The sequence below is a fragment of the Candidatus Aalborgicola defluviihabitans genome (assembly GCF_016705985.1).
Lineage (GTDB): Bacteria > Pseudomonadota > Gammaproteobacteria > Burkholderiales > Burkholderiaceae_C > Allorhodoferax > Allorhodoferax defluviihabitans.
Window position 1 is genome coordinate 189107 of the sequence record NZ_JADJKN010000024.1, and the last position, 20312, is coordinate 209418.

Genomic DNA, 20312 nt, shown 5'->3' on the forward strand with positions numbered 1-20312 from the left:
ATGCCCAGCGCTTTTAACTTCACCGCATCTCCCTTTGACTGCTTGACGTCGGAGCAGCGCCGGCTGGTGCAAAACCATGTGGACATTGCCTACTTCCCGCAAGGGGAGACCATTCTGGCCCTGGGTGCCCAGCCCAGCCACCTGTTTGTCATCATCAAAGGCTATGTCCAGCAGTTTGACGGCAATGAAGTCGTCACCACCTACGGGCCCGATGACAGCTTTGATGGCCGGGGCCTGGTCGCCGGCAAGGTCAGTAGCCGCTTTGTGGCGGCCGAAGAGGTGGTGGCCTACCAGTTGGCCAAACAGGCGGTGAGCGACCTGATTGCCGACAACGCCACCTTTGGCGCGCTGCTGTTCTCCGACTTGTCCAACAAACTCAGCGCGTTGACCTCGCGCCAAAGTCAACATGAATTGCAGTCGTTGGCCATGGCCCGGGTGGATGCGGCTTTTATCCACCCGCCCCATTTTGTGGATGCCGGCACCAGCATTCTGGATGTCGTTAAAACATTCCAGGCACTGCGCATTAACGCCGTGCTGGTGCGTGATACCCGCACGACGCCAGTGTCTGTGGGCATCTTCACCGGAACGGGCGTGCAGAAGGCTGTACTGCGGGGTACGCCATTGGACTATTTGGCGGTGGGTGAATTGGCCAACTTCTCACCCATTGGTGTGCGCCCCAGCGACTTGATTGGCGATGCACTGGCGTCCATGATCAAACACAAGGTGCGCCGCCTGCTGGTGGCCGATGGAGAGCAAATCATCGGCATTCTTGAGGCCCTGGATTTGTTTGGCTTTTTATCCAACCAGTCGTACCAGATCAACGAACACATCCTTGCCGCCCAAGACCTGGAGGCACTCAAGCGCGCGGGTGTCCAGACTACGCGTCTGATTGCCCTGTTGCACCGCAACGGCACCAAGGTCAGCCTGATTGCGCGACTGGTGCAGGAGCTCAATCTGCGCCTATTCGAGCGTGCCTGGCATTTGATTGCCCCGCCCGACTTGGTAGCCAATAGCTGCCTGTTTGTGATGGGCAGTGAAGGGCGTGGCGAGCAATTGCTCAAAACCGACCAGGACAATGGCCTGGTCCTGCGCGACGGTTATGTATGCTCGCAGGACTTGGCAGCAGTGTGCCAGCGCTTCTCGGATGCGCTGGCTGACTTTGGCTATCCCGTATGCCCCGGCAACATCATGGTCAGCAACCCGCACTGGCGCCAGAGCGTGTCGGACTTCCGCCAAATGGCGCGGTTGTGGTCGGTCACCGCCAGCCCTGACAGTCTGATGGAACTGGCCATCTTTCTGGATGCCCATGCCGTCTGCGGCGACACCACGCTGCTGGAAGAGGTTCGCAATGCGATGTTCGACCTCACGTTCGGCAACGACGCCATGCTGGCGCGGTTTGCCGCCGCCATCCACTTCTTTGGCAGCAGCCAGGGCTGGTGGAACCGCCTGCTGAATCTGGGTGACAAAGGCGACGACCAACTGGACCTGAAGAAGGTGGGAATCTTTCCCTTGGTGCATGGTGTTCGTAGCCTGGCGCTGGCGCAGCGTCTGACCGAGGTGAGCACCGTAGCGCGCATCGAGGCCTTGGTGGCAGGCGGCAAGTTGCCCGACAAACTGGGTGCCGACCTGATTGACAGCCTGCACTTCTTCATGGGGCTCAAATTAAAGGCCGGCCTGCAAGAACTCGACACCGGGCGCGCGGTGTCGGGTGGCATCCAGACGGAAAAACTCAGTAGCCTGGACCGCGACCTGCTGAAAGACACCCTGGGCATAGTGAAGCAATTCAAGGCATTGCTCAGCCAGCGGTTTCACCTGGAGGCCCTGTAGCCGTGGGCATTGGCCCTTCCTCTCTGCGTTGGTGGGCGGCGTTCAAGCGCAGCTGGATGCTCTATCACCTGGGTGACCCGCGCTTTCGCTTCATGTGGGACGCGCCACCACCCAACGAATGGGTTGCACTGGACTGCGAGACAACCGGCCTGAACACCCGCACCGACGACATCATTGCCATTGGCGCAGTGCGTATTCGCGGCAACCGCGTCATGACCAGCGAACGCCTGGAATTGCTGGTTCGTCCGGACAAACAGCGCGTCACTGCGGACAGTGTGCGGGTGCACCGCCTGCGCGCGCAGGACGTCGCCCTGGGTGTCAGTGCAGATGCAGCGATGCTGCAGCTCATGCGCTTTATAGGCAGCCGCCCCTTGGTGGGTTACTACCTGGAATTTGACGTGGCCATGATTAACCGTGTGCTCTTTTCCATTTTGGGAATGGGCCTGCCGCAGGATCAGATTGAGGTCTCTGGCCTCTACTACGATTACAAATACAAGCAACTACCGTCCAACCGACGGGAGAACCCTGCCATTGATTTGCGCTTTGACACCCTGATGCGGGATCTGGATCTTCCCCTTTGGCCGGCGCACGATGCGCTGAACGACGCAGTCATGGCGGCGCTGGCGTTTGTGAAACTGCGGCACCTACGGTAGTCGCATCCACAGAATGTTGGCTGATCACCTTGCGAATGTGGTCTAGCGCGGGTTGCAGGTCTCGCCACGCGAACGTCTCAAAATCGGGTGGACGGTGCAAACTATGTGGGGTAGGCCAGTTGTGGGCACCACCTTTGCGCGCAAACACGATGCAGTTGGAGCCATATTGTTCAGGCACCACCCGCACGTTGCCCTGAAAGCTGCGCTGGATGCGCTCGACAAATTGTGGGTAGGCTTTGCTGCTCAAATGCAGATTGGCAACCATCAACCCGCCGCGCTCCAGCCATTGGTAGCAGTCATCGTAAAAGCGCTGCGAACCCAAGTCTGCTGGCAGGCCCTCCACGTCATAACCATCGATCATCAACACATCTGGGGCCGGTATGGGCCGGCGCACATACTCGGCGCCGTCGCCCATGAGCACCCGGAAGCGGTCACTGTCTGGCGGTATGCAAAAGACCTCCCGCATTGCCAGCACGTGGGGGTTTATTTCTATGACTGTTATGGTCGTTGACGGCAAATTGCGATGGCAATATTTGGCCAATGAGCCGCCGCCCAGGCCAATCATGGCAATGGTGCGCGGCTGCGCCTGGAACAACAAGAAACCCATCATCAGCTGGGTGTAGTCCAGCGTCAGGGCGTCGGGATCACGCAGGTCCATGCAACTTTGCAGATCACCGATGGCGAACTGCAGTGATTTGGTTGTCAGCGTCTCCTGGATCACGGGCCTGGCATGGTGCCGTTCAGTTGGTGAGCCGGTTCTAGGATTGGTGCTCAGCCTCATAACAGGGTATTTTGAACGCAGTTTCCCTCCCAACGACTTTCCCACAAAAGAAAAAGCCGGGCAATGCCCGGCTCTTTGATGGTGATTGTCAGACTGATCAATGACCAGAAGCGCCCGAGGCACCCAAGCCTGTTTCAGAGCGCACTTGTTGTGCTTTGTAGGCTGCGCGCTCTTTGGCGGCCTGCGGGCTGCGGTCCAGCACCGAGAACAGCCATACGCCGACGAAGCCAATGGTCATCGAGAACAGGGCCGGTGACGAGTAAGGGAACCAAGCCGAGCCTTTGGGGTTACCCAGTGTGGCTTCCCACACGGAAGGCGATACCACGGTCAAGGCGACCGAGGAGATCAGCCCCAGGAATCCACCAATCACGGCACCCTTGGTTGTGCAATCTTTCCACAGTACCGACATGAACAGCACCGGAAAGTTGGCCGAAGCTGCAATCGCAAAGGCCAGCGACACCATGAACGCAATGTTCTGCTTCTCAAACGCAATGCCCAGTAGCACGGCCACCACACCCAAAGCCAGGGTGGTCATTCGCGATACTTTCAACTCGGAGTCGCTGTCGGCGTTGCCCTTTTTGATCACGGTAGCGTAGATGTCATGTGACACCGCAGAGGCGCCCGACAGCGTCAAACCGGCCACCACGGCCAGAATGGTTGCAAATGCCACTGCGGAGATGAAGCCGAAGAACACGTTGCCGCCTACCGCTTTGGCCACCAGCACGGCTGCCATATTGGCCGAACCACCACCGCCCTTGATCACGCCGGTCGCGATATTGGCAAACTCGGGGTTGGTCAACACCAGCGTGATGGCGCCAAAGCCGATGATGAAAATCAGCACGTAGAAGTAGCCGATCCAGGTGGTCGCCCAGAACACCGACTTGCGGGCTTCTTTGGCATCCGGCACGGTGAAGAAGCGCATCAGGATGTGGGGCAAACCTGCGGTACCAAACATCAGAGCCATACCGAAGGAAATGGCGGAGATGGGGTCCTTGATGAAGCCGCCAGGCCCCATGATGGACAGGCCAATCTTTGCCGCCTCTTCCGGCGTTTTACCGGTGTTGGTTGCGATCAATGCCTTGACTTCCACGCCTTTGGCGAACAGCGCTTCAAAACTGAAGCCGAACTGTGACATCACCATAAAGGCCATGAAGGTAACGCCCGCCAGCAGCAGGCAGGCCTTGATGATCTGCACCCATGTCGTGGCCGTCATGCCGCCAAACAGCACGTAAATCATCATCAGCGCGCCGACGATGACCACGGCTATCCAGTAGTCCAGACCAAACAACAGCTTGATCAGCGAGCCCGCACCCACCATCTGGGCAATCAGGTAAAACGCGACCACTACCAGTGTGCCGGATGCCGCGAACACGCGGATAGGGGTCTGCTGAAAGCGGTAACCGGCCACATCGGCAAAGGTGAACTTACCCAGGTTGCGCAGGCGCTCAGCCATCAGGAAGGTGATCACGGGCCAGCCGACCAGGAAGCCGATGGAGTAGATCAAACCGTCATAGCCGGATGCCATCACGGCGGCGGAAATGCCCAAGAAGGATGCGGCCGACATGTAGTCGCCAGCAATGGCCAAGCCATTCTGGAAACCGGTAATGCCACCGCCGCCGGTGTAAAAGTCAGCGGCTGACTTGGTGCGACCTGCGGCCCATTTGGTGATGAACAGAGTCATCACGACAAAAGTGCCAAACATGCCAATGGCGACCCAGTTGGTGGGCTGCTTCTCCACCTGTCCCAGATCGGCACCGGCGGCTTGCGCGGCGGCTGCCGCCACGAGTGCGCTCAGCGCGATGAGAAATTGCAATCCGGCCTTCATTTGGAAGCTTCCTTCAGGATTTCAGCGGTCAGACGGTCGTATTCGCCATTGGCGCGACGGACATAGATGCCGGTAATGACGATGGTGAAAATGATGACACCCATGCCGATGGGAATGCCCAACGAGGTGACGCCAGCGCCAATGGGCTGTGCCAGGAACGACTTGTCGAATGCAATCAATGCGATGTAGCCGTAGTACACGACCATCATGATGATGGTGAGTAACCAGCCGAACGTGTTGCGCTTTCTGCGAAGTTCGTGGTACTTCGGGTTGGCCTCAATTTTGGCCACGATGGGATCAGTCATTGTTTTCCTTTTGACGGTTGATGTCTGCCTCGATAACGGCGGTGAATGGCCGTTGCCGGGGCTGGATCATGGTCGGAAGGTCTGACTAAGTCCTTACGGTTCTGTCGGAAATATCAGGATATTCCCTAGGTAAATTGGGCTATTTTTAGGTGATAGATGTACGGGTTATCACTAATTTTTTCATATTAAAAAAAATATTCATCGGGTTACTTCCTAATCCGTAAGTTTGCATTCAGTCTGGTGTCAGCCGCTGTTGGCGTGTCGTCAGAACTAGGTCAGAACCGGCACCCATAGTCCACCTACCCAGTCGCCCCTGGTGGTCGTATTTATTTCAATATTTGGAGACACAACTATGGCAAAAGTAGCCGCACGGCCGATGACGGCGGAAGAGAAGAAGGTGATATTCGCTTCCTCGCTCGGTACGGTTTTTGAGTGGTACGACTTCTACCTGTACGGCTCGTTGGCAGCCATCATTGCCAAGCAGTTCTTCACCAGTCTGGATCCAGGTTCCGCCTTCATTTTTGCGCTGCTGGCGTTCGCGGCTGGTTTCATCGTGCGTCCCTTCGGCGCGCTGGTGTTCGGTCGTTTGGGAGACATGATTGGTCGCAAATACACTTTCCTGGTGACCATCCTGATCATGGGCTTGTCCACATTCATTGTGGGTATCTTGCCTAACTACGCCACCATCGGTGTGGCCGCTCCCGTGATCCTGATTGCATTGCGCATGCTGCAAGGCTTGGCGCTGGGCGGTGAGTACGGTGGTGCCGCCACCTATGTGGCCGAGCATTCGCCGCAGGGCAAGCGCGGTGCCTACACGGCGTGGATCCAGACCACGGCCACCTTGGGCCTGTTTTTGTCCCTGATCGTGATCCTGGTTACTCGGACTGTGATTGGTGAGGCCGCATTCGCCGATTGGGGCTGGCGTGTTCCGTTCATTTTGTCCGTTTTCCTGTTGGCCGTATCGGTTTACATCCGACTAAGCATGAATGAGTCGCCCGCCTTCACCAAGATGAAGGCCGAAGGCAAGACCTCCAAGGCACCTCTGACCGAATCTTTCGGTCAATGGAAAAACCTGAAGATTGTGATTTTGGCCCTGATCGGTTTGACCGCAGGCCAGGCCGTGGTGTGGTATTCCGGCCAGTTCTATGCTTTGTTCTTTCTGACACAGTCATTGAAGGTGGATGGTGCAACCGCCAACATCATGGTTGCGGTTTCCCTGATCATTGGTACGCCGTTCTTCATCATCTTCGGTACCTGGTCTGACAAAATTGGCCGCAAGCCCATCATCATGGCGGGTTGCCTCTTGGCCGCGTTGACGTACTTCCCGGTGTTCGAGGCGCTGACCAAGGCCGCCAACCCCGACCTGTACGCCGCGCAGCAAAAGAACAAGGTGACTGTTACAGCTGATCCGAAAGAGTGCTCGTTCCAGTTCAACCCCACCGGCACCGCCAAGTTCACCAGCTCGTGCGACATTGCCAAGCAGGTGTTGGCGGGTGCTTCGGTGAGCTATGACAACGTAGCTGGCGCACCTGGCTCGGTGGCCAGCATCAAGATCGGTGATCTGGCGATCCCCAGCTATGCCGCCAAAGGGCTGCCTGCTGATGAAGTCAAGGCCAAGGATGCCGCATTCAAGAAGCTTGTCGCTGACGATCTGAAGGCTGCTGGTTACCCTGCCAAGGCAGATATGGCCAAGTTCGACAAGGTGATGGTCGCCGCCATTCTCACCTACCTGGTGATCCTGGTGACTATGGTGTACGGCCCCATAGCCGCCATGCTGGTTGAAATGTTCCCCACCCGTATTCGCTACACCTCCATGAGCCTGCCTTACCACATTGGTAACGGTTGGTTCGGTGGCCTGTTGCCCACTACGGCGTTTGCCATCGTGGCGCAGACCGGCAATATGTACAACGGCTTGTGGTATCCCATCGTCATCGCGGGTATGACATTCGTGGTTGGTATGTTGTTTATCAAGGAAACCAAGGACGTTGACATCTACGCCAACGACTAATACGTGTGTGAGTTGACGACCCCGGGCCGTGGTGGCCCGGGGTCTTTTTTTTAGGACGTCAGGAAACTTGTATGTGGAAAATTGCTGTGGGATTTATGATTTTTGCCGGCTTGGCTTTGTTCATTTTGAGCAAAGGCGGAGACATTGATATGGGCGGAGAAAAGCACGGCATCGAAGCCACGCACGAGGCTCCTGTTGCTGCTGCTTCCGAGCCCGCTGTGCCGGCGGCGATGGCGCCCGCCTCCAGCGCCAGTAAATAGGGGTTATCCTGAACTTCTTTGATGCACACTGCGTTTTAAAAGCGTGGTACAACTGAGCGAGAGATTCTGTTAAGGTTGCGCTTATGAAACTCATCAAGACGGAAACAGGTCAGCAAGCGTTCAAGACACGCTCGCCGCTATTTTCTGCACGGCAGCGCACGGCTTACATCATGTTTGATGGCGTCAAGACCGTAGATCAGGTATTGGCCGCTGCCACTGGCTTGGGTTTGACCCCTGAGGATGTGGACCACATGGTGGCGCAAGAGTTTTTGGCACCTGCACCTGGCGAGGCCTTGCTGGCCGAGGCCGAGGCCGAACATGTGGCAGCGGACAAAATTATCGCTGATTCATTTAGAGCACACACTGCGCAGGATCGCTACAAAGAGGCCAAACCCTTGGCCACCAAGCTCACTGCGTCATTGGGGCTGCGCGGCTTTCGCCTGAACCTGGCGGTGGAGTCTGCCGGCGGTTATGAAGAGCTGTTGGCACTGTTGCCCAGGATCAAAGAAGCGGCTGGTGCCAATGCCTGTGCTGAACTGGAACGCACCCTCACCCAATAGTGCGGGACTGTATTTTCAACGCCTGAACTTGCCGTCGATGCCGATGATGGACAGGTCGGCAAAGTCCAGGCCAGTGTGGTCTTCGGGGCTGTAGCTCACTTCCAGTCCACCCAGATCAAATTTTTGCAAGCTTTCAAGCGCATCGCGCAATCCGGCTGGCGTTGGCTTGGGCCCGGCGCGACGCAAGCCTTCCACCAGGACCTTGGCGGCGGCAAAACCCTCCATCATGGCTGGTGAAATTCCCGGCAAGCCCTTGGCCTTGGCTAGTTCCTGGGCCTCCTTGATCAGGCGGTAGGTCATGGCCCGTTCATTGGGAAAGACTTGGGTCACAATCACGCCGCGCGCGTTCTCGCCCAGCAGTTTGATGAAGCCTTCTGAGGCATTGTTCGACAGCGTCACTACCTGGGCGCTGGAGCCGGCGGCGCGCAGTGCCTTGACTCCGCTGGCCACAGTGCCCGATGAACCGAGGTACAGCACGGCCTGGGCCTCGCTGTGTACCACCTGGGCAGCCAATGCGGCAAAGTCGGCTTTGTCGCGCGGAAATTTTTGTAGCAGCACCGGCTTCAAGCTAGCGGCCGCAAAGCCCTTGTCGGCCCCTGCTGCGCCATCGGCACCAAACGAATCATCGGTTTGCAGCACGGCGATGCGCGTAATGCCCACGCTCACCAGATGGCCAATGGCCTTGATGGCCTCGCGCTGGTAGGTCGCCCGCACGTTGAACACCCAGGGCTGTACGGGCTCATGCAGCGCCATGGCGCCGGTGCTGGGTGCCACCAGCGGCACATGGTACTGCGCCAGCAGCGGTAGCAGGGCCTGGGCATGGGGTGTTCCGCGGTTCAGAAACAAGGCCAGCACATGCTGCTGCGTGATCAGTTCGCGCGCCACCTCCACCGTCTTGGCCGGATCAAACTTGTCGTCCACAGAAATCAGTTCGACCGGCTGTCCGTGCACGCCACCGCGCTGGTTGACCGCATCTAGGTAGAGCTTGGCACCTTCGGTGTTCTCCTTGACGCCGGCCGCGACCGAGCCGGTAAAGCCCGAGGGTTGACCGATGCGCAACTGTGCGTGCGCGCCCGCAGCCAGCAAGCTACCCAGTAGTACAGCGCAGAGCGTATGGGTGATTTTCATGGGGAGTCTCCTGCGAGTTCGGAAGTTGGATTGTGCGAACCTGCCACGGCTTTCGCCAGATGTGGATTTCCACATGCGGGTTTGCCCTTGACAGCGCATAACCCCGTTGCGTGTGCTGCCCCGGCAAATCCCTAGAATGATTGGCCTCATTCAAAAAAGCACCGCTACAAAATGACCCAGGGATTCATCCGCATTCGCGGCGCACGCCAGCACAACCTGAAGAACCTGGACCTGGACATTCGCACCGGCGAACTGACGGTGGTGACCGGCCCCAGCGGCTCGGGCAAGTCCAGCCTGGTGTTTGACACGCTCTACGCCGAAGGCCAGCGCCGCTATGTAGAGACCTTCTCGGCCTACGCCCGCCAGTTTCTGGACCGCATGGACAAGCCGGCGGTGGACAAGGTGGAGGGCGTGCCCCCGGCCATCGCCATCGACCAGACCAACCCGGTGCGCTCCAGCCGCTCCACCGTGGGCACCATGACGGAGCTCAACGACCATATCAAGCTGCTGTACGCCCGCGCCGCCAGCCTGTTTGACCGCCAAACCGCGCTGCCGGTGCAGCACGACACGCCCGAGACCATCTATGGCGAGCTGGCGCGCCGTGCGGCAGAGTCTGGCGAGCCGCGCTTGGTTCTGACCTTCCCCGTGGAACTGCCCGCCGCCACAACAGCTGAAGAAGTCATGCAGTGGCTGTCTGCCAGCGGCTTTACCCGCGTGCATGCCGAGCGTGACGGTCAGCGCATAGGCGCCCCTTTGGGGAGCGTGGGGGCTGTCAAGATCCTGGACGTGGTCGCTGACCGGTTTCGCATCGCCACAACGGAGAAAGCCCGCGTGCTGGAAGCCATTGAGCTGGCCCTCAAGCGTGGCAGTGGTCGGCTCAATGTTTATGTATTAAATGAGGCTCCAGCCCTCGTCGAATCTACACAACCAGCTACTGAATCAATAGCAGATGCCGTGCTGCCCACCTGGCGCTTCTCAACCGGACTGCACTGCCCGCAGAGCGATCTGCGCTACACCGACCCGATTGCATCCATGTTTTCCTTCAACTCCGCCGTGGGCGCCTGCGAGGCGTGCCGGGGTTTTGGCCGGGTGGTGGGTGTGGATATGGGGCTGGTCATTCCCAACGACAAGCTCACGCTGCGCGCCGGCGCCGTCAAGCCCATGCAGACCCCCGCCTGGCAGGAGTGCCAGGACGATCTGATGCGCCACGCCGAGGCCGCCGGCATCCCGCGCGACACCCCCTGGTACAAGCTCACGCCCGAGCAGCAGCATTGGGTGATCAATGGCTCGCCCAATTGGAACGGCAAGTGGAACCAGCACTGGTTTGGCATCAAGCGCTTTTTTGAGTACCTGGAGAGCAAGGCCTACAAGATGCACATCCGCGTGCTCTTGTCCAAGTACCGCAGCTACACGCCGTGCGGCACCTGTGGCGGTGCGCGGCTCAAGACCGAAAGCCTGCTGTGGCGCATTGGTACCCAGGCGCAAGCCGATGCGGTTCTATTGCCTTCCAAGCGGTTTATGCCGCAGGGCGTGCAATGGTCAAGGGAGCACCTGGAGGCACTGCCGGGCCTGTGTTTGCATGACCTGATGCTGTTGCCGCTGGACAAACTGCGGCGGTTCTTTGATGCCTTGCAGACCCTGCAGCCCGGCGCCTCAGAAGCCGATGCCAAGACGCTCAAACTCTTGCTGGAAGAAGTTTGCACCCGACTCAAATACCTGTGCGACGTAGGCATTGGCTACCTCACGCTGGACCGCCAAAGCCGCACCTTGAGCGGCGGCGAGGTGCAACGCATCAACCTCACCACCGCGCTGGGCACCTCGCTGGTCAACACCCTGTTTGTGCTGGACGAGCCCAGCATTGGCCTGCACCCGCGCGACATGAACCGCATCATTGTTGCCATGCAGCGCCTGCGCGATGCTGGCAACACCTTGGTCGTAGTCGAGCACGACCCGGCCGTGATGATGGCGGCGGACCGCATGATCGACATGGGCCCCGGCCCCGGCGAGAAGGGTGGCAGTATCGTGTTTGACGGCAGCACCGCTGATCTAAAAAGTGCCGACACCCTGACCGGTGCCTACCTGGGCGGGCGCAAGCAAGTGGGCATGGGCTTCAAGCGCATGGTGGCAGCCAACACGCCACGCCTGATTCTGGAAGGCGCCACCGAGCACAATCTGAAAAACGTGAACGTCGAAATCCCGCTGCAGCGCCTGGTGTGCATAACCGGCGTCAGTGGTTCGGGCAAATCCACCCTCATTCAAGACGTGCTGGCCCCGGCGCTGTTGCGCCACTTTGGCAAGGCCACCGAAACACCGGGCGCACACCGCAGCCTGCTGGGTGCCGAGCAGTTGAGCGAAGTGGTGTTTGTAGACCAGTCCCCCATCGGCAAAACCGCACGCTCCAACCCGGTGAGCTATGTGGGCGCGTGGGATGCGGTGCGTGAGATTTTTGCGGGCGCCGATCTGTCGCGCGAGCGCGGCTACATGGCCAGCAAGTTCAGCTTCAACGGTGGCGATGGCCGCTGCCCCACCTGTGGTGGCTCGGGCTTTGAGCACATTGAGATGCAGTTTTTGAGCGATGTGTATTTGCGCTGCCCGGATTGCGACGGAAAGCGCTACCGGCCCGAGATTTTGGAGGTGACGATAGAACGGGCTCAACAGCGTCTGAATGTGGCGGATGTGCTGAACCTCACCGTCAGCGAAGCCGCCACCATCTTCGCCAATGATAGAGATGTCATTCGCGCCCTGCAGCCGATTGTGGATGTGGGGCTGGAGTATGTGAAGCTGGGCCAGCCCGTGCCCACACTCTCGGGCGGTGAGGCGCAGCGCCTCAAGGTGGCTGGTTTTCTGGCTGACGCCGCCAAGAGCAGCACCGCCAGCCGCCAGGCGGTGGCGCGGCGCGGCACGTTATTCATGCTGGACGAGCCCACTACGGGTCTGCATTTTGACGACATTGCCAAGCTGATGCGCGCCTTGCGCAAGCTGCTGGATGCCGGGCATTCGCTGGTGGTGATTGAGCACAACCTGGATGTGATTCGGGCGTCGGATTGGTTGATTGATTTGGGGCCGGAAGGCGGGGAGGCGGGTGGCGAGGTGGTGGCACATGGCACGCCGGAGGATGTGATGCTGCACGCCACATCCCACACGGGGCAGGCGCTGCGGGAGTATGCGGCGGCTATGGGGGTGGTGCATGTGGTGGCTGAGCCCCGTGCTGCGTATTTGGGTCATGCGGTTGATGCTGTGTTGGCGCGCGCTGCCGGGGATGGGGGGCTTACTGACGCGTCGAACTCCATTCGTATCGTCAATGCGAAGGAGCACAACCTTAAGTCTTTGTCCGTTGACATTCCTCGTGGCAAGTTCAACGTCGTCACCGGCGTGTCTGGCTCTGGCAAATCCACGCTGGCATTCGATATTCTCTTTAACGAAGGCCAGCGGCGGTATCTGGAATCGCTCAACGCCTATGCCCGTAGCATCGTGCAACCGGCTGGTCGGCCCGAGGTGGATGCGGTGTATGGCATTCCACCTACGGTGGCGATTGAGCAGCGCCTCTCACGCGGGGGGCGCAAGAGCACGGTGGGCACTACGACTGAAGTCTGGCACTTTTTGCGCCTGCTGTACGTCAAGCTGGGCACGCAGCATTGCATCCATGACGGTGCTGCGGTGCAGCCGCAGTCGGCTGACAGCATTGCGGCGCAGTTGCTCAAGAATTTTCGGGGGCAACACATCGGTTTACTCGCGCCGCTGGTGTCCGGCCGCAAAGGTGTCTACACCGAACTGGCCGACTGGGCGCGCCCGCGTGGCTATACCCACCTGCGGGTGGATGGCAACTTTTTACCCACCACCGCGTTCCCGCGTATTGACCGCTTTAAAGAGCACAACATTGAGCTGCCCGTTGCCAGTCTGGACGTGAACCCGGCGCAAGAGGCACAACTGCGCGAGGCGCTGGCCACCGCCTTGGTGCACGGCAAAGGCGTGGTGCATGTCATGAGCTGCATGGACGGGTTGAAACAGGCCATGCTGGCTGGCACACCCGCTGTCGGCATTGGCACCGTGCAGGTGTTTTCTACCAAGCGCGCCTGCCCGGTGTGCGCCACCTCGTATGTGGAGCTGGACCCACGCCTGTTCAGCTACAACAGCAAGCACGGCTGGTGCCCGGATTGCGTGGGCACCGGTGTGGCCTTGACCAAAGAGCAGCGCAAGGTGTTTGACGATTCAGTCAAGGACGACGACAACAAGGGCCGCGAGCAAACCTTTGCCGAGGCCGATGTGGAAGACCTGCATGATGCCACCTGCCAAACTTGCCAGGGCACGCGCCTCAACGCCACAGCACGTGCGGTCACGTTTGCCGGCGTGGGCATTGCCGACATTGCGGCCCTGAGCGTGACTGATGTGCGCAAGTGGGTGCAGACCTTGCAGCTAGAAGGCGGCATGAGCACCCGTGAGGCCGACATTGCCCGCGACCTGGTGCCCGAGATCAAGAGCCGTCTGGAGTTTCTGGAGGAAGTGGGCCTGGGCTATTTGACGCTGGACCGGGGTGCGCCGACCTTGAGCGGTGGCGAGGCCCAGCGCATCCGCCTGGCCGCCCAATTGGGCAGCAATTTGCAGGGCGTGTGCTATGTGCTGGACGAGCCCACCATTGGTCTGCACGCGCGCGACAACGCCATTTTGCTGGGTGCCCTGCGTTCACTCAGTGACAAGGGCAACACGCTGGTGGTGGTGGAGCATGACGTTGACACCATTCGCCACGCCGATCACATCATTGACATTGGGCCTAGCGCGGGCAAGCGGGGTGGGCGCTTGGTGGCACAGGGGTCGGTGGCAGATGTGCAGGCGGCGGCTGATTCGCAAACCGGGCGGTATTTGTTGCATGCCATGCGGCATCCTTTGGCGGTGCGGCGTTACGTTGTTTCGTATGAGACGTCTTTGGTGTCTGCGGCGTTGTGGGCTCGCGCTGCGCAGGAAGCCGGTACGCCGGGGGCCTCATACGTCCTGCTGGCCGCCAAATCGGCCCCCGGCGCACCGGCTTCCTCCGCCGGCAACGTTGTTGGTTCCAGGGCCAAGAAGCTGTCGGCTAAAGCGGCCAAGGCTGCTGCGGAAGCGGCGCGCGCGATGGACAGTACGACTGCGAATGCCGAACTAGCTGACCGCACCCGCGTAACCGCCGAATATGCCGCCCTAGCCAACCACCGCACCGAGAGCCTCACTATCGCAGCTGCGGGAAGCCTGCCTCGGGGCTTTCCGCAGCGGAGCCAGCCACCAAAGCAGTGCCAAAAATCGACTGGCTCACAGTCCACAGCGCCAACCTGCACAACCTGCAATCCGTCACCGCCCACATTCCACTCAAACGCCTGGTCGCCATCACCGGGGTCAGTGGCTCCGGCAAATCAACCTTGGCGCGCGACGTGCTGCTCACCAACGTACACGCCGCCGTACAAAAGCGCAGCACCAAGGCCGGCCGCGATGCGCTGGACGCTGGGGAGCAAATTCCGTGGACGGGCTGCGAAAGCGTGACCGGGTTTGAGACCATAGACCGCGTGCTCGAAGTGGACCAAACCCCCATAGGCAAAACGCCGCGCAGTTGCACCGCCACCTACATCGGCTTCTGGGACACCATTCGCAAACTCTTTGCAGACACGCTAGAGGCCAAGGCGCGCGGCTATGCGGCCAACCGCTTTAGCTTCAACACCGGTGAAGGCCGCTGCCCCGGCTGCGAAGGGCAAGGTATACGCACCATTGGCATGAGCTTTTTGCCCGATGTGAAAGTGCTGTGCGAAACCTGCAAGGGCGCACGCTTCAACCCCGAGACGCAGGCAGTCACCTGGCGCGGCAAAAGCATTGGTGATGTGCTGCAAATGGAAGTGGACGAAGCGGTCGAATTCTTTGCAGCCATGCCCACCATCGCCCACCCGTTGCAACTGCTCAAAGACGTGGGCTTGGGTTACCTCACCCTGGGCCAACCGTCCCCCACGCTGAGCGGTGGCGAGGCGCAGCGCATCAAACTGGTGACCGAGCTCTCTAAAGTGCGTGACGACATTGGCAAACGTGGCAACAAGGCCCCGCACACCCTGTATGTGCTGGACGAACCCACCGTGGGCCTGCACATGGCCGATGTAGAAAAACTCATCCAGGTGCTGCACCGCTTGGTCAATGCCGGCCACAGCGTAATCGTGATCGAGCACGATCTGGATGTGATTGCCGAGGCGGATTGGGTGATTGACCTAGGGCCGGATGGTGGCAATGCCGGTGGCCAGGTGGTGGCGGCGGCTGCGCCCGAAGGTGTGGTCAGGCTGGGTACGCACACCGGGGTGGCGCTAAAGGCGGTGCTGGCACGGTAGGAGTGTTGCTATAAAAACAGAAGCGGCTTGCGCAATGGATTCGAGGGCTGCGCGGCATTTTTGTGCAACATTTCTAATGTCAGGCACGTGATCGGTCTGATCTGACTTGGCGGCACAATGCTGTGCGTAAAAACAGTTATTTTGCGGTGCGCCCGGCGCTCGATTTGCAAAGCTTTGGCATGGACTCACGCGAGTGGTTGCTGGCGCACGACAAAGTGCCGCTGGATGTGCAATCTGCTTGGGAAAAGGCTTAAAACCTCTGGCACGCGACCAAGAGGCGGATGACGAGCAGCCCACGGACGCCTTGCGCAGCCTGCGCCTGCACGGTGACTGTCACCCGGGCAATATCTTGTGGACGCCGCTGGAGGCGCCTGCCAGCAGCTTGCCCGGCCCGCACTTTGTCGACCTGGACGACGCACGCATGGGCCCGGCGGTGCAAGACTTGTGGATGCTGCTCAGCGGTGACCGCCAGCAGCGCACCCGGCAATTGGGCGCGCTGGGACGACCCGATTTCTGCCATCAACTTTCCGTGGTTTGGCTCCAGCGACTACTGGACAGGTCAGGTGCAGATGCTGCAAGGGCAGATCGGGGCCATGCAGGAAGCGCCGCTAGTGGTGTGAGCCACCAGCGGGTGCACCGGTTTTATTCAATCGTCAAACGCTGGGTGCTTGGGGCGACGACTTTCTTGGGCAGCGTCAGTGTCAGCACGCCGTTGTCGTACTTGGCTTTGGCTTGCGCCTGGTCGATGTCCTGGCCGAGCTGAAAGCTGCGAGCCACCGCGCCGTAAAAGCGCTCGGTGCGCAGCACCCGCTCATCCTCACTGGTGCTGTCTTGCTGCTTGACTTCGGCGCGCAGCGTCACCACATTGCCTTCAATACCCACATGGATGTCTTCCTTGGGTACGCCGGGAATTTCGGCGGTGACGGTGTAGGCGTCGTTGTTTTCCTTGACGTCAATCTTGATTTGTGACGGTGCCGGCAGAGGATCGCCGTGCAGGGGTTTGATGAAAAAACCGGGTGCGACATCGCGGAAGAAATCGTCCAACAGGCCGCTGCGATGGATCAAGGCGTTCATGTTTTTCTCCTTCAGGTCTAGGCTTCAACCGGCTGCCCGTCATCCCCATGATCACGGGTCCGTACCCTTTAGATAGGGCCTGGCCGGAGAAATTTCAAGACATGCCAAGCGCCTAAGCGGCCTGATTTGGCAGGTTTTGGCCTTACTTGCCGCTGAACACGCATGTGCACTTTCATGTGTGCGTGGTCGATGGGTTGTTTGAGGCGCTGCCCGGTGCACCCTCGGGTGCCCAGTCCTCCGAGTCTGCAGAGTCCGTCAACGCGCCGTCGATCAGGTTCCACCCGCCGCAGATCGACGAGGCCCCCATTACCCAGATGCAGGCCCAAGTGCGAGGGCCTCGCCCAACTGGTGCCGCCACCACGCGCGCACCGCCATCGGTATTACGGTGTGCTGGCCCCGAACTCGCCACTTCGAGCGGCGGTGATCGCCCGTATCTGCGAGGTGTTCCCGCTGATCTGCCCAAACTGCGGGGGCCAGATGCGCATCATTGCCTTCATCACATTCAGTGCCGACATCCACAAGATTCTCGAGCATATCGGGGTGGAGCCCGAGGCCCCGCGCATCACCCCGGCACGCGGGCCACCGCTGTGGGACGAGTGTGGTGCGCAGGCGGCGGACGATGGCGTGGCGGCTGAACCGGACTGGGATACGTCAAACCAATCTCCACCCGAGTATCCCGCCGATCAGCGCACTACTTGGTGACCCCGACAACTGTGGCGGCACCGCCGCCGGGGCGGGGCTGTGTCTGCAGGTCGCCTTTGCGGCGCATTGTGGTGACGGCGGCGAATTTCTTGGGGAAATCAGACTGGTGAATGTAGGTGCCGGTGCTTTGCGGGGCCCGTTTTGCAGTGCATACTTGGGCTCAGGTGGTTGAATTTCCTATCCTTCCAGGGGCAATTGTTACGACAACGCAGCCATGGAGAGTTGGAACCACAGCCTCAAGGTCGAGGCGATCCACGGCGAGCGACTCCAGTCGCTCGAACAAGCCAAAGTCCACGTGTTCGACTACATCGAGGTCTACTACAATCGCAACCGGCTCCACTCGACTCTGGGCTATCTCAGCCCCGAAGCGTTCGAGCTATCTTATTTCGCTTAAACGGGTGTCCGTAATTCGGGGGCAGGATCATACGCGTTCGTTGCATTGATGCTAATTGCGCTCAGTTTCCTTGCTCATAGCTACAGGAGTAGCTCAACCCTTTCGAGCATGCGGATCATGAAGCCTTTTTTTCATCGCACCAACCGCGACAATCGATTCGGGCCATTAGTCGCGCAGTTCGAATACGAACGGCCGCCACTTGGCAATCAACAACGCCCAGCCGCCGGTCGCCGCGAAAAATTGCGGCGACGTTGCGACCACGACATCAGGTCTGCGCTCAAACAGCCCAATCACGAACCCCATTAGCATGAAGCTCAGGTAGTCCAACGTGCGCTTGAGAAACCCTTCGTTCGCCGTGATGTATGTCTTGACACGTACAACGCGCACACCATCGACGTTTTCGACCTGTCGCTATGCGTTGCGATACCCGGCAAAGATACGGCCTTCAGGGAAATTCGGCGCAGATGTAATCACCGTCACTTCGGGTCCGGCCCGCACCCAGCGGATAGCGTGGTCATACAGTCGCGTTGCCGGCGCGTACCCCTCAGGCGGAAAGTTGTCGGACAGGAAAAGGATGCGCATGACGTTGGAACCCCTGATAACCCATTATTTGTTGTCATGCTGGCGGCAGCCACTCTTCATCTTCCGACAAGCTGGATTCTGCCCTGATCTGACAATTGGCCCTTTTCGGCGGTTTCCGAAACGGCTAAGCAAAAACGTTTTGCATATTTCCTGAACTCGACTCCACGTAATCGTGGTTTGCAGGTCGTGCATACCGAAAGGAATCAACACCAGCGCACACGGCTCGCTCACACCGAAACGAGGATGCCATGTACTCGAATTCACGGTTACATTGCTCCCACCTTGGCTACACCAGCGCAGATCCGATCCATCCGGCACCGCAACATCACCATTCGAAGATGGTTCCAGGCCGGGCGCGAAGCGGAAGGCCGCAACCGCTGAGTCAAACTGACCCGTGCGTGCGTCGGCAATGCTCAACGCGGAATCATCCAAAGTCCAGTGCCGACGATGAGTCACCGCGCCGCGCAGACGACGGTAGCCATCGTGAGCCGCTTCGATCCACAGGGATGCGCCTTTGCGGCCCCATGTCACATCCAGCGGCCGCGCGCGCCGTGCAACCCGGTAACTGCCCCATACCTCGGAAGAATCGACACCGTCCACCTGCACCGTGTTGTGCATTGCAGTGCCGCGTTGCAATATCCGTTCGGCGTTTGCTTCGTAGGTTGATGTTCCCCCGTTCACCAATACACGTCGACCGTGCAGCGACAATTCAAAGCTCAACGTATCTGCATGCGCGTGGCCCGGCAGATAGTCCGGGCCGATTTCGGCGACGTCGGCGATCACAACGGCACATTCGGTTTGCAAGCGTATGTAGCCGGAATTACGCAGCACCTCGATATCCGATAGCGGCTCATCAGGGGCATCGACGCCCACAGTCTGGGCATGGGCGGCCAGTTCTTTCACCTCTGGCGCAATGCCCAGCGCAAAGTCGTTGAAGAAGGCCACGCCTCCGTCCGGGTGAGACATCACGCGCAACCAGCGCAGCATGCTTGCCGAAGCGGTGGAATTTTCTGCCGCTATGCCTACCCGCTGCAACTGCGAAAGGATGTGGGCCTTTACCTCACGCTGGGGCAACCATCGCCCACGCTATCGGGTGGCGAGGCGCAGCGCATCAAGCTGGTGACCGAGCTCTCCAAAGTGCGTGACGACATTGGCAAGCGTGGCAACAAGGCGCCGCACACCCTGTATGTGCTGGACGAACCCACCGTGGGCCTGCACATGGCCGATGTAGAAAAACTCATCCAGGTGCTGCACCGCTTGGTCAATGCCGGCCACAGCGTAATCGTGATCGAGCACGATCTGGATGTGATTGCCGAGGCGGATTGGGTGATTGACCTAGGGCCGGATGGTGGCAATGCCGGTGGCCAGGTGGTGGCGGCGGCTGCGCCCGAAGGTGTGGTCAGGCTGGGTACGCACACCGGGGTGGCGCTAAAGGCGGTGCTGGCACGGTAGGAGTGTTGCTATAAAAACAGAAGCGGCATGCGCAATGTCGACGAGGGCTGAGTGGCCGTTTTGCGTCCAATTTGGCATTTTGGATTCGCAATCAGTGAGATCGCTCCAGACCGGCACCACCCTATGCCAGGCCCGCCTCACTCGTCGCCGCAGCATTCTCACCAACACCCGAGCGCACCCTGCCGTACAAGACGTTGGCCGAGCACTTTGAGATTTGGCTAAATCTCGCCAGCACCGGCCAGTTTGACGGTCAAAGCGACCACATGCGCCATCGGCCTATGTGGAGAAGGCTTTCCGCAAGTACCTCTAATGCGGCATGTTTGCCCACGGTTTTACAGCGTGCTGACGGACGATCGACACTGCCGTTGTGCTCTGCGGCGTGGATGGGGCGACCCCGCCTGATCTGCCCAATGTGTGGGGGCCAGATGC

The 20312-nt window shown here is 59.6% G+C and carries 12 protein-coding genes and 5 pseudogenes; 10 read left to right on the forward strand and 7 right to left on the reverse strand.

Annotated features, from left to right (window positions below; all coding sequences use genetic code 11):
• Positions 1 to 1827: a DUF294 nucleotidyltransferase-like domain-containing protein gene (locus IPI80_RS19710; RefSeq protein WP_413862801.1), complete on the forward strand. Its 1827-nt coding sequence runs from the start codon at positions 1 to 3 to the stop codon at positions 1825 to 1827.
• Between the two features lie 56 nt (positions 1828 to 1883).
• A complete protein-coding gene (locus IPI80_RS19715; RefSeq protein ID WP_413863561.1) occupies positions 1884 to 2480 on the forward strand; it encodes a 3'-5' exonuclease in 597 nt (198 codons plus the stop codon).
• Here the strand turns inward: IPI80_RS19715 and IPI80_RS19720 are convergent.
• From IPI80_RS19720 to IPI80_RS19730, 3 genes are all read right to left on the reverse strand, one after another.
• A complete protein-coding gene (locus IPI80_RS19720; protein WP_413862802.1) occupies positions 2437 to 3201 on the reverse strand; it encodes a transferase in 765 nt (254 codons plus the stop codon). The genes IPI80_RS19715 and IPI80_RS19720 overlap by 44 nt on opposite strands.
• Before the next feature lie 157 nt (positions 3202 to 3358).
• Positions 3359 to 5086, reverse strand: a complete 1728-nt coding sequence (locus IPI80_RS19725; protein ID WP_413862803.1) for a cation acetate symporter — start codon at positions 5084 to 5086, stop codon at positions 3359 to 3361.
• Entirely contained in the window at positions 5083 to 5391 is a 309-nt protein-coding gene (locus IPI80_RS19730) for a DUF485 domain-containing protein (protein WP_413862804.1), read from the reverse strand. Before IPI80_RS19730 ends, IPI80_RS19725 begins: the two co-directional genes overlap by 4 nt.
• 352 nt (positions 5392 to 5743) lie before the next feature.
• On the opposite strand from IPI80_RS19730, the gene IPI80_RS19735 reads away from it, so the two are divergent.
• From IPI80_RS19735 to IPI80_RS19745, 3 genes are all read left to right on the forward strand, one after another.
• Entirely contained in the window at positions 5744 to 7399 is a 1656-nt protein-coding gene (locus tag IPI80_RS19735) for an MFS transporter (protein WP_413862805.1), read from the forward strand.
• Between the two features lie 71 nt (positions 7400 to 7470).
• A complete protein-coding gene (locus IPI80_RS19740) occupies positions 7471 to 7659 on the forward strand; it encodes a hypothetical protein (RefSeq protein ID WP_413862806.1) in 189 nt (62 codons plus the stop codon).
• Between the two features lie 83 nt (positions 7660 to 7742).
• On the forward strand, positions 7743 to 8219 hold the full coding sequence (locus tag IPI80_RS19745) for a hypothetical protein (protein ID WP_413862807.1): 477 nt from the start codon (positions 7743 to 7745) through the stop codon (positions 8217 to 8219).
• 15 nt (positions 8220 to 8234) lie between these two features.
• On the opposite strand, the gene IPI80_RS19750 is transcribed toward IPI80_RS19745, so the two are convergent.
• Positions 8235 to 9347, reverse strand: a complete 1113-nt coding sequence (locus IPI80_RS19750) for an ABC transporter substrate-binding protein (protein ID WP_413862808.1) — start codon at positions 9345 to 9347, stop codon at positions 8235 to 8237.
• Positions 9348 to 9518: 171 nt separating this feature from the next.
• Between IPI80_RS19750 and uvrA the strand changes: the two are divergent.
• Both uvrA and IPI80_RS19760 read left to right on the forward strand, forming a co-directional pair.
• Positions 9519 to 15679 (forward strand): annotated as a pseudogene (gene uvrA / locus IPI80_RS19755) (excinuclease ABC subunit UvrA).
• Between the two features lie 140 nt (positions 15680 to 15819).
• Positions 15820 to 16299: pseudogene (locus IPI80_RS19760) on the forward strand (phosphotransferase); the annotation flags it as partial.
• Positions 16300 to 16321: 22 nt separating this feature from the next.
• On the opposite strand, the gene IPI80_RS19765 reads toward IPI80_RS19760, so the two are convergent.
• Positions 16322 to 16753 carry an Hsp20/alpha crystallin family protein gene (locus tag IPI80_RS19765; protein WP_413862809.1) on the reverse strand — a complete coding sequence of 144 codons (432 nt, stop codon included), beginning with the start codon at positions 16751 to 16753 and terminating at the stop codon, positions 16322 to 16324.
• Positions 16754 to 17089: 336 nt separating this feature from the next.
• Between IPI80_RS19765 and IPI80_RS19770 the strand changes: the two are divergent.
• Positions 17090 to 17455: pseudogene (locus IPI80_RS19770) on the forward strand (IS91 family transposase); the annotation flags it as partial.
• Positions 17456 to 17630: 175 nt separating this feature from the next.
• Positions 17631 to 17849: pseudogene (locus IPI80_RS19775) on the forward strand (IS3 family transposase); the annotation flags it as partial.
• Positions 17850 to 18014: 165 nt separating this feature from the next.
• Here the strand turns inward: IPI80_RS19775 and IPI80_RS19780 are convergent.
• Together IPI80_RS19780 and IPI80_RS19785 are read right to left on the reverse strand one after the other, a co-directional pair.
• Positions 18015 to 18176, reverse strand: coding sequence for a hypothetical protein (locus IPI80_RS19780; protein ID WP_413862810.1), 162 nt, complete (start codon positions 18174 to 18176; stop codon positions 18015 to 18017).
• Between the two features lie 279 nt (positions 18177 to 18455).
• The gene (locus IPI80_RS19785) at positions 18456 to 19418 is read right to left on the reverse strand and encodes a heparinase II/III family protein (protein ID WP_413862811.1); all 963 of its coding nucleotides are present in this window, start codon (positions 19416 to 19418) and stop codon (positions 18456 to 18458) included.
• Between the two features lie 33 nt (positions 19419 to 19451).
• Between IPI80_RS19785 and IPI80_RS19790 the strand changes: the two are divergent.
• Positions 19452 to 19883 (forward strand): annotated as a pseudogene (locus IPI80_RS19790) (hypothetical protein); the annotation flags it as partial.
• Positions 19884 to 20312: the final 429 nt, after the last annotated feature.

What these genes read in the sequence shown, in the direction of transcription:
- IPI80_RS19745 (WP_413862807.1), top strand. Translation starts at nt 7,743, where the DNA reads ATGAAACTCATCAAGACGGAAACAGGTCAGCAAGCGTTCAAGACACGC.
- IPI80_RS19730 (WP_413862804.1), bottom strand. Translation starts at nt 5,391, where the DNA reads ATGACTGATCCCATCGTGGCCAAAATTGAGGCCAACCCGAAGTACCAC.
- IPI80_RS19725 (WP_413862803.1), bottom strand. Translation starts at nt 5,086, where the DNA reads ATGAAGGCCGGATTGCAATTTCTCATCGCGCTGAGCGCACTCGTGGCG.
- IPI80_RS19715 (WP_413863561.1), top strand. Translation starts at nt 1,884, where the DNA reads ATGCTCTATCACCTGGGTGACCCGCGCTTTCGCTTCATGTGGGACGCG.
- IPI80_RS19785 (WP_413862811.1), bottom strand. Translation starts at nt 19,418, where the DNA reads ATGCTGCGCTGGTTGCGCGTGATGTCTCACCCGGACGGAGGCGTGGCC.
- IPI80_RS19750 (WP_413862808.1), bottom strand. Translation starts at nt 9,347, where the DNA reads ATGAAAATCACCCATACGCTCTGCGCTGTACTACTGGGTAGCTTGCTG.
- IPI80_RS19735 (WP_413862805.1), top strand. Translation starts at nt 5,744, where the DNA reads ATGGCAAAAGTAGCCGCACGGCCGATGACGGCGGAAGAGAAGAAGGTG.
- IPI80_RS19765 (WP_413862809.1), bottom strand. Translation starts at nt 16,753, where the DNA reads ATGAACGCCTTGATCCATCGCAGCGGCCTGTTGGACGATTTCTTCCGC.
- IPI80_RS19740 (WP_413862806.1), top strand. Translation starts at nt 7,471, where the DNA reads ATGTGGAAAATTGCTGTGGGATTTATGATTTTTGCCGGCTTGGCTTTG.
- IPI80_RS19710 (WP_413862801.1), top strand. Translation starts at nt 1, where the DNA reads ATGCCCAGCGCTTTTAACTTCACCGCATCTCCCTTTGACTGCTTGACG.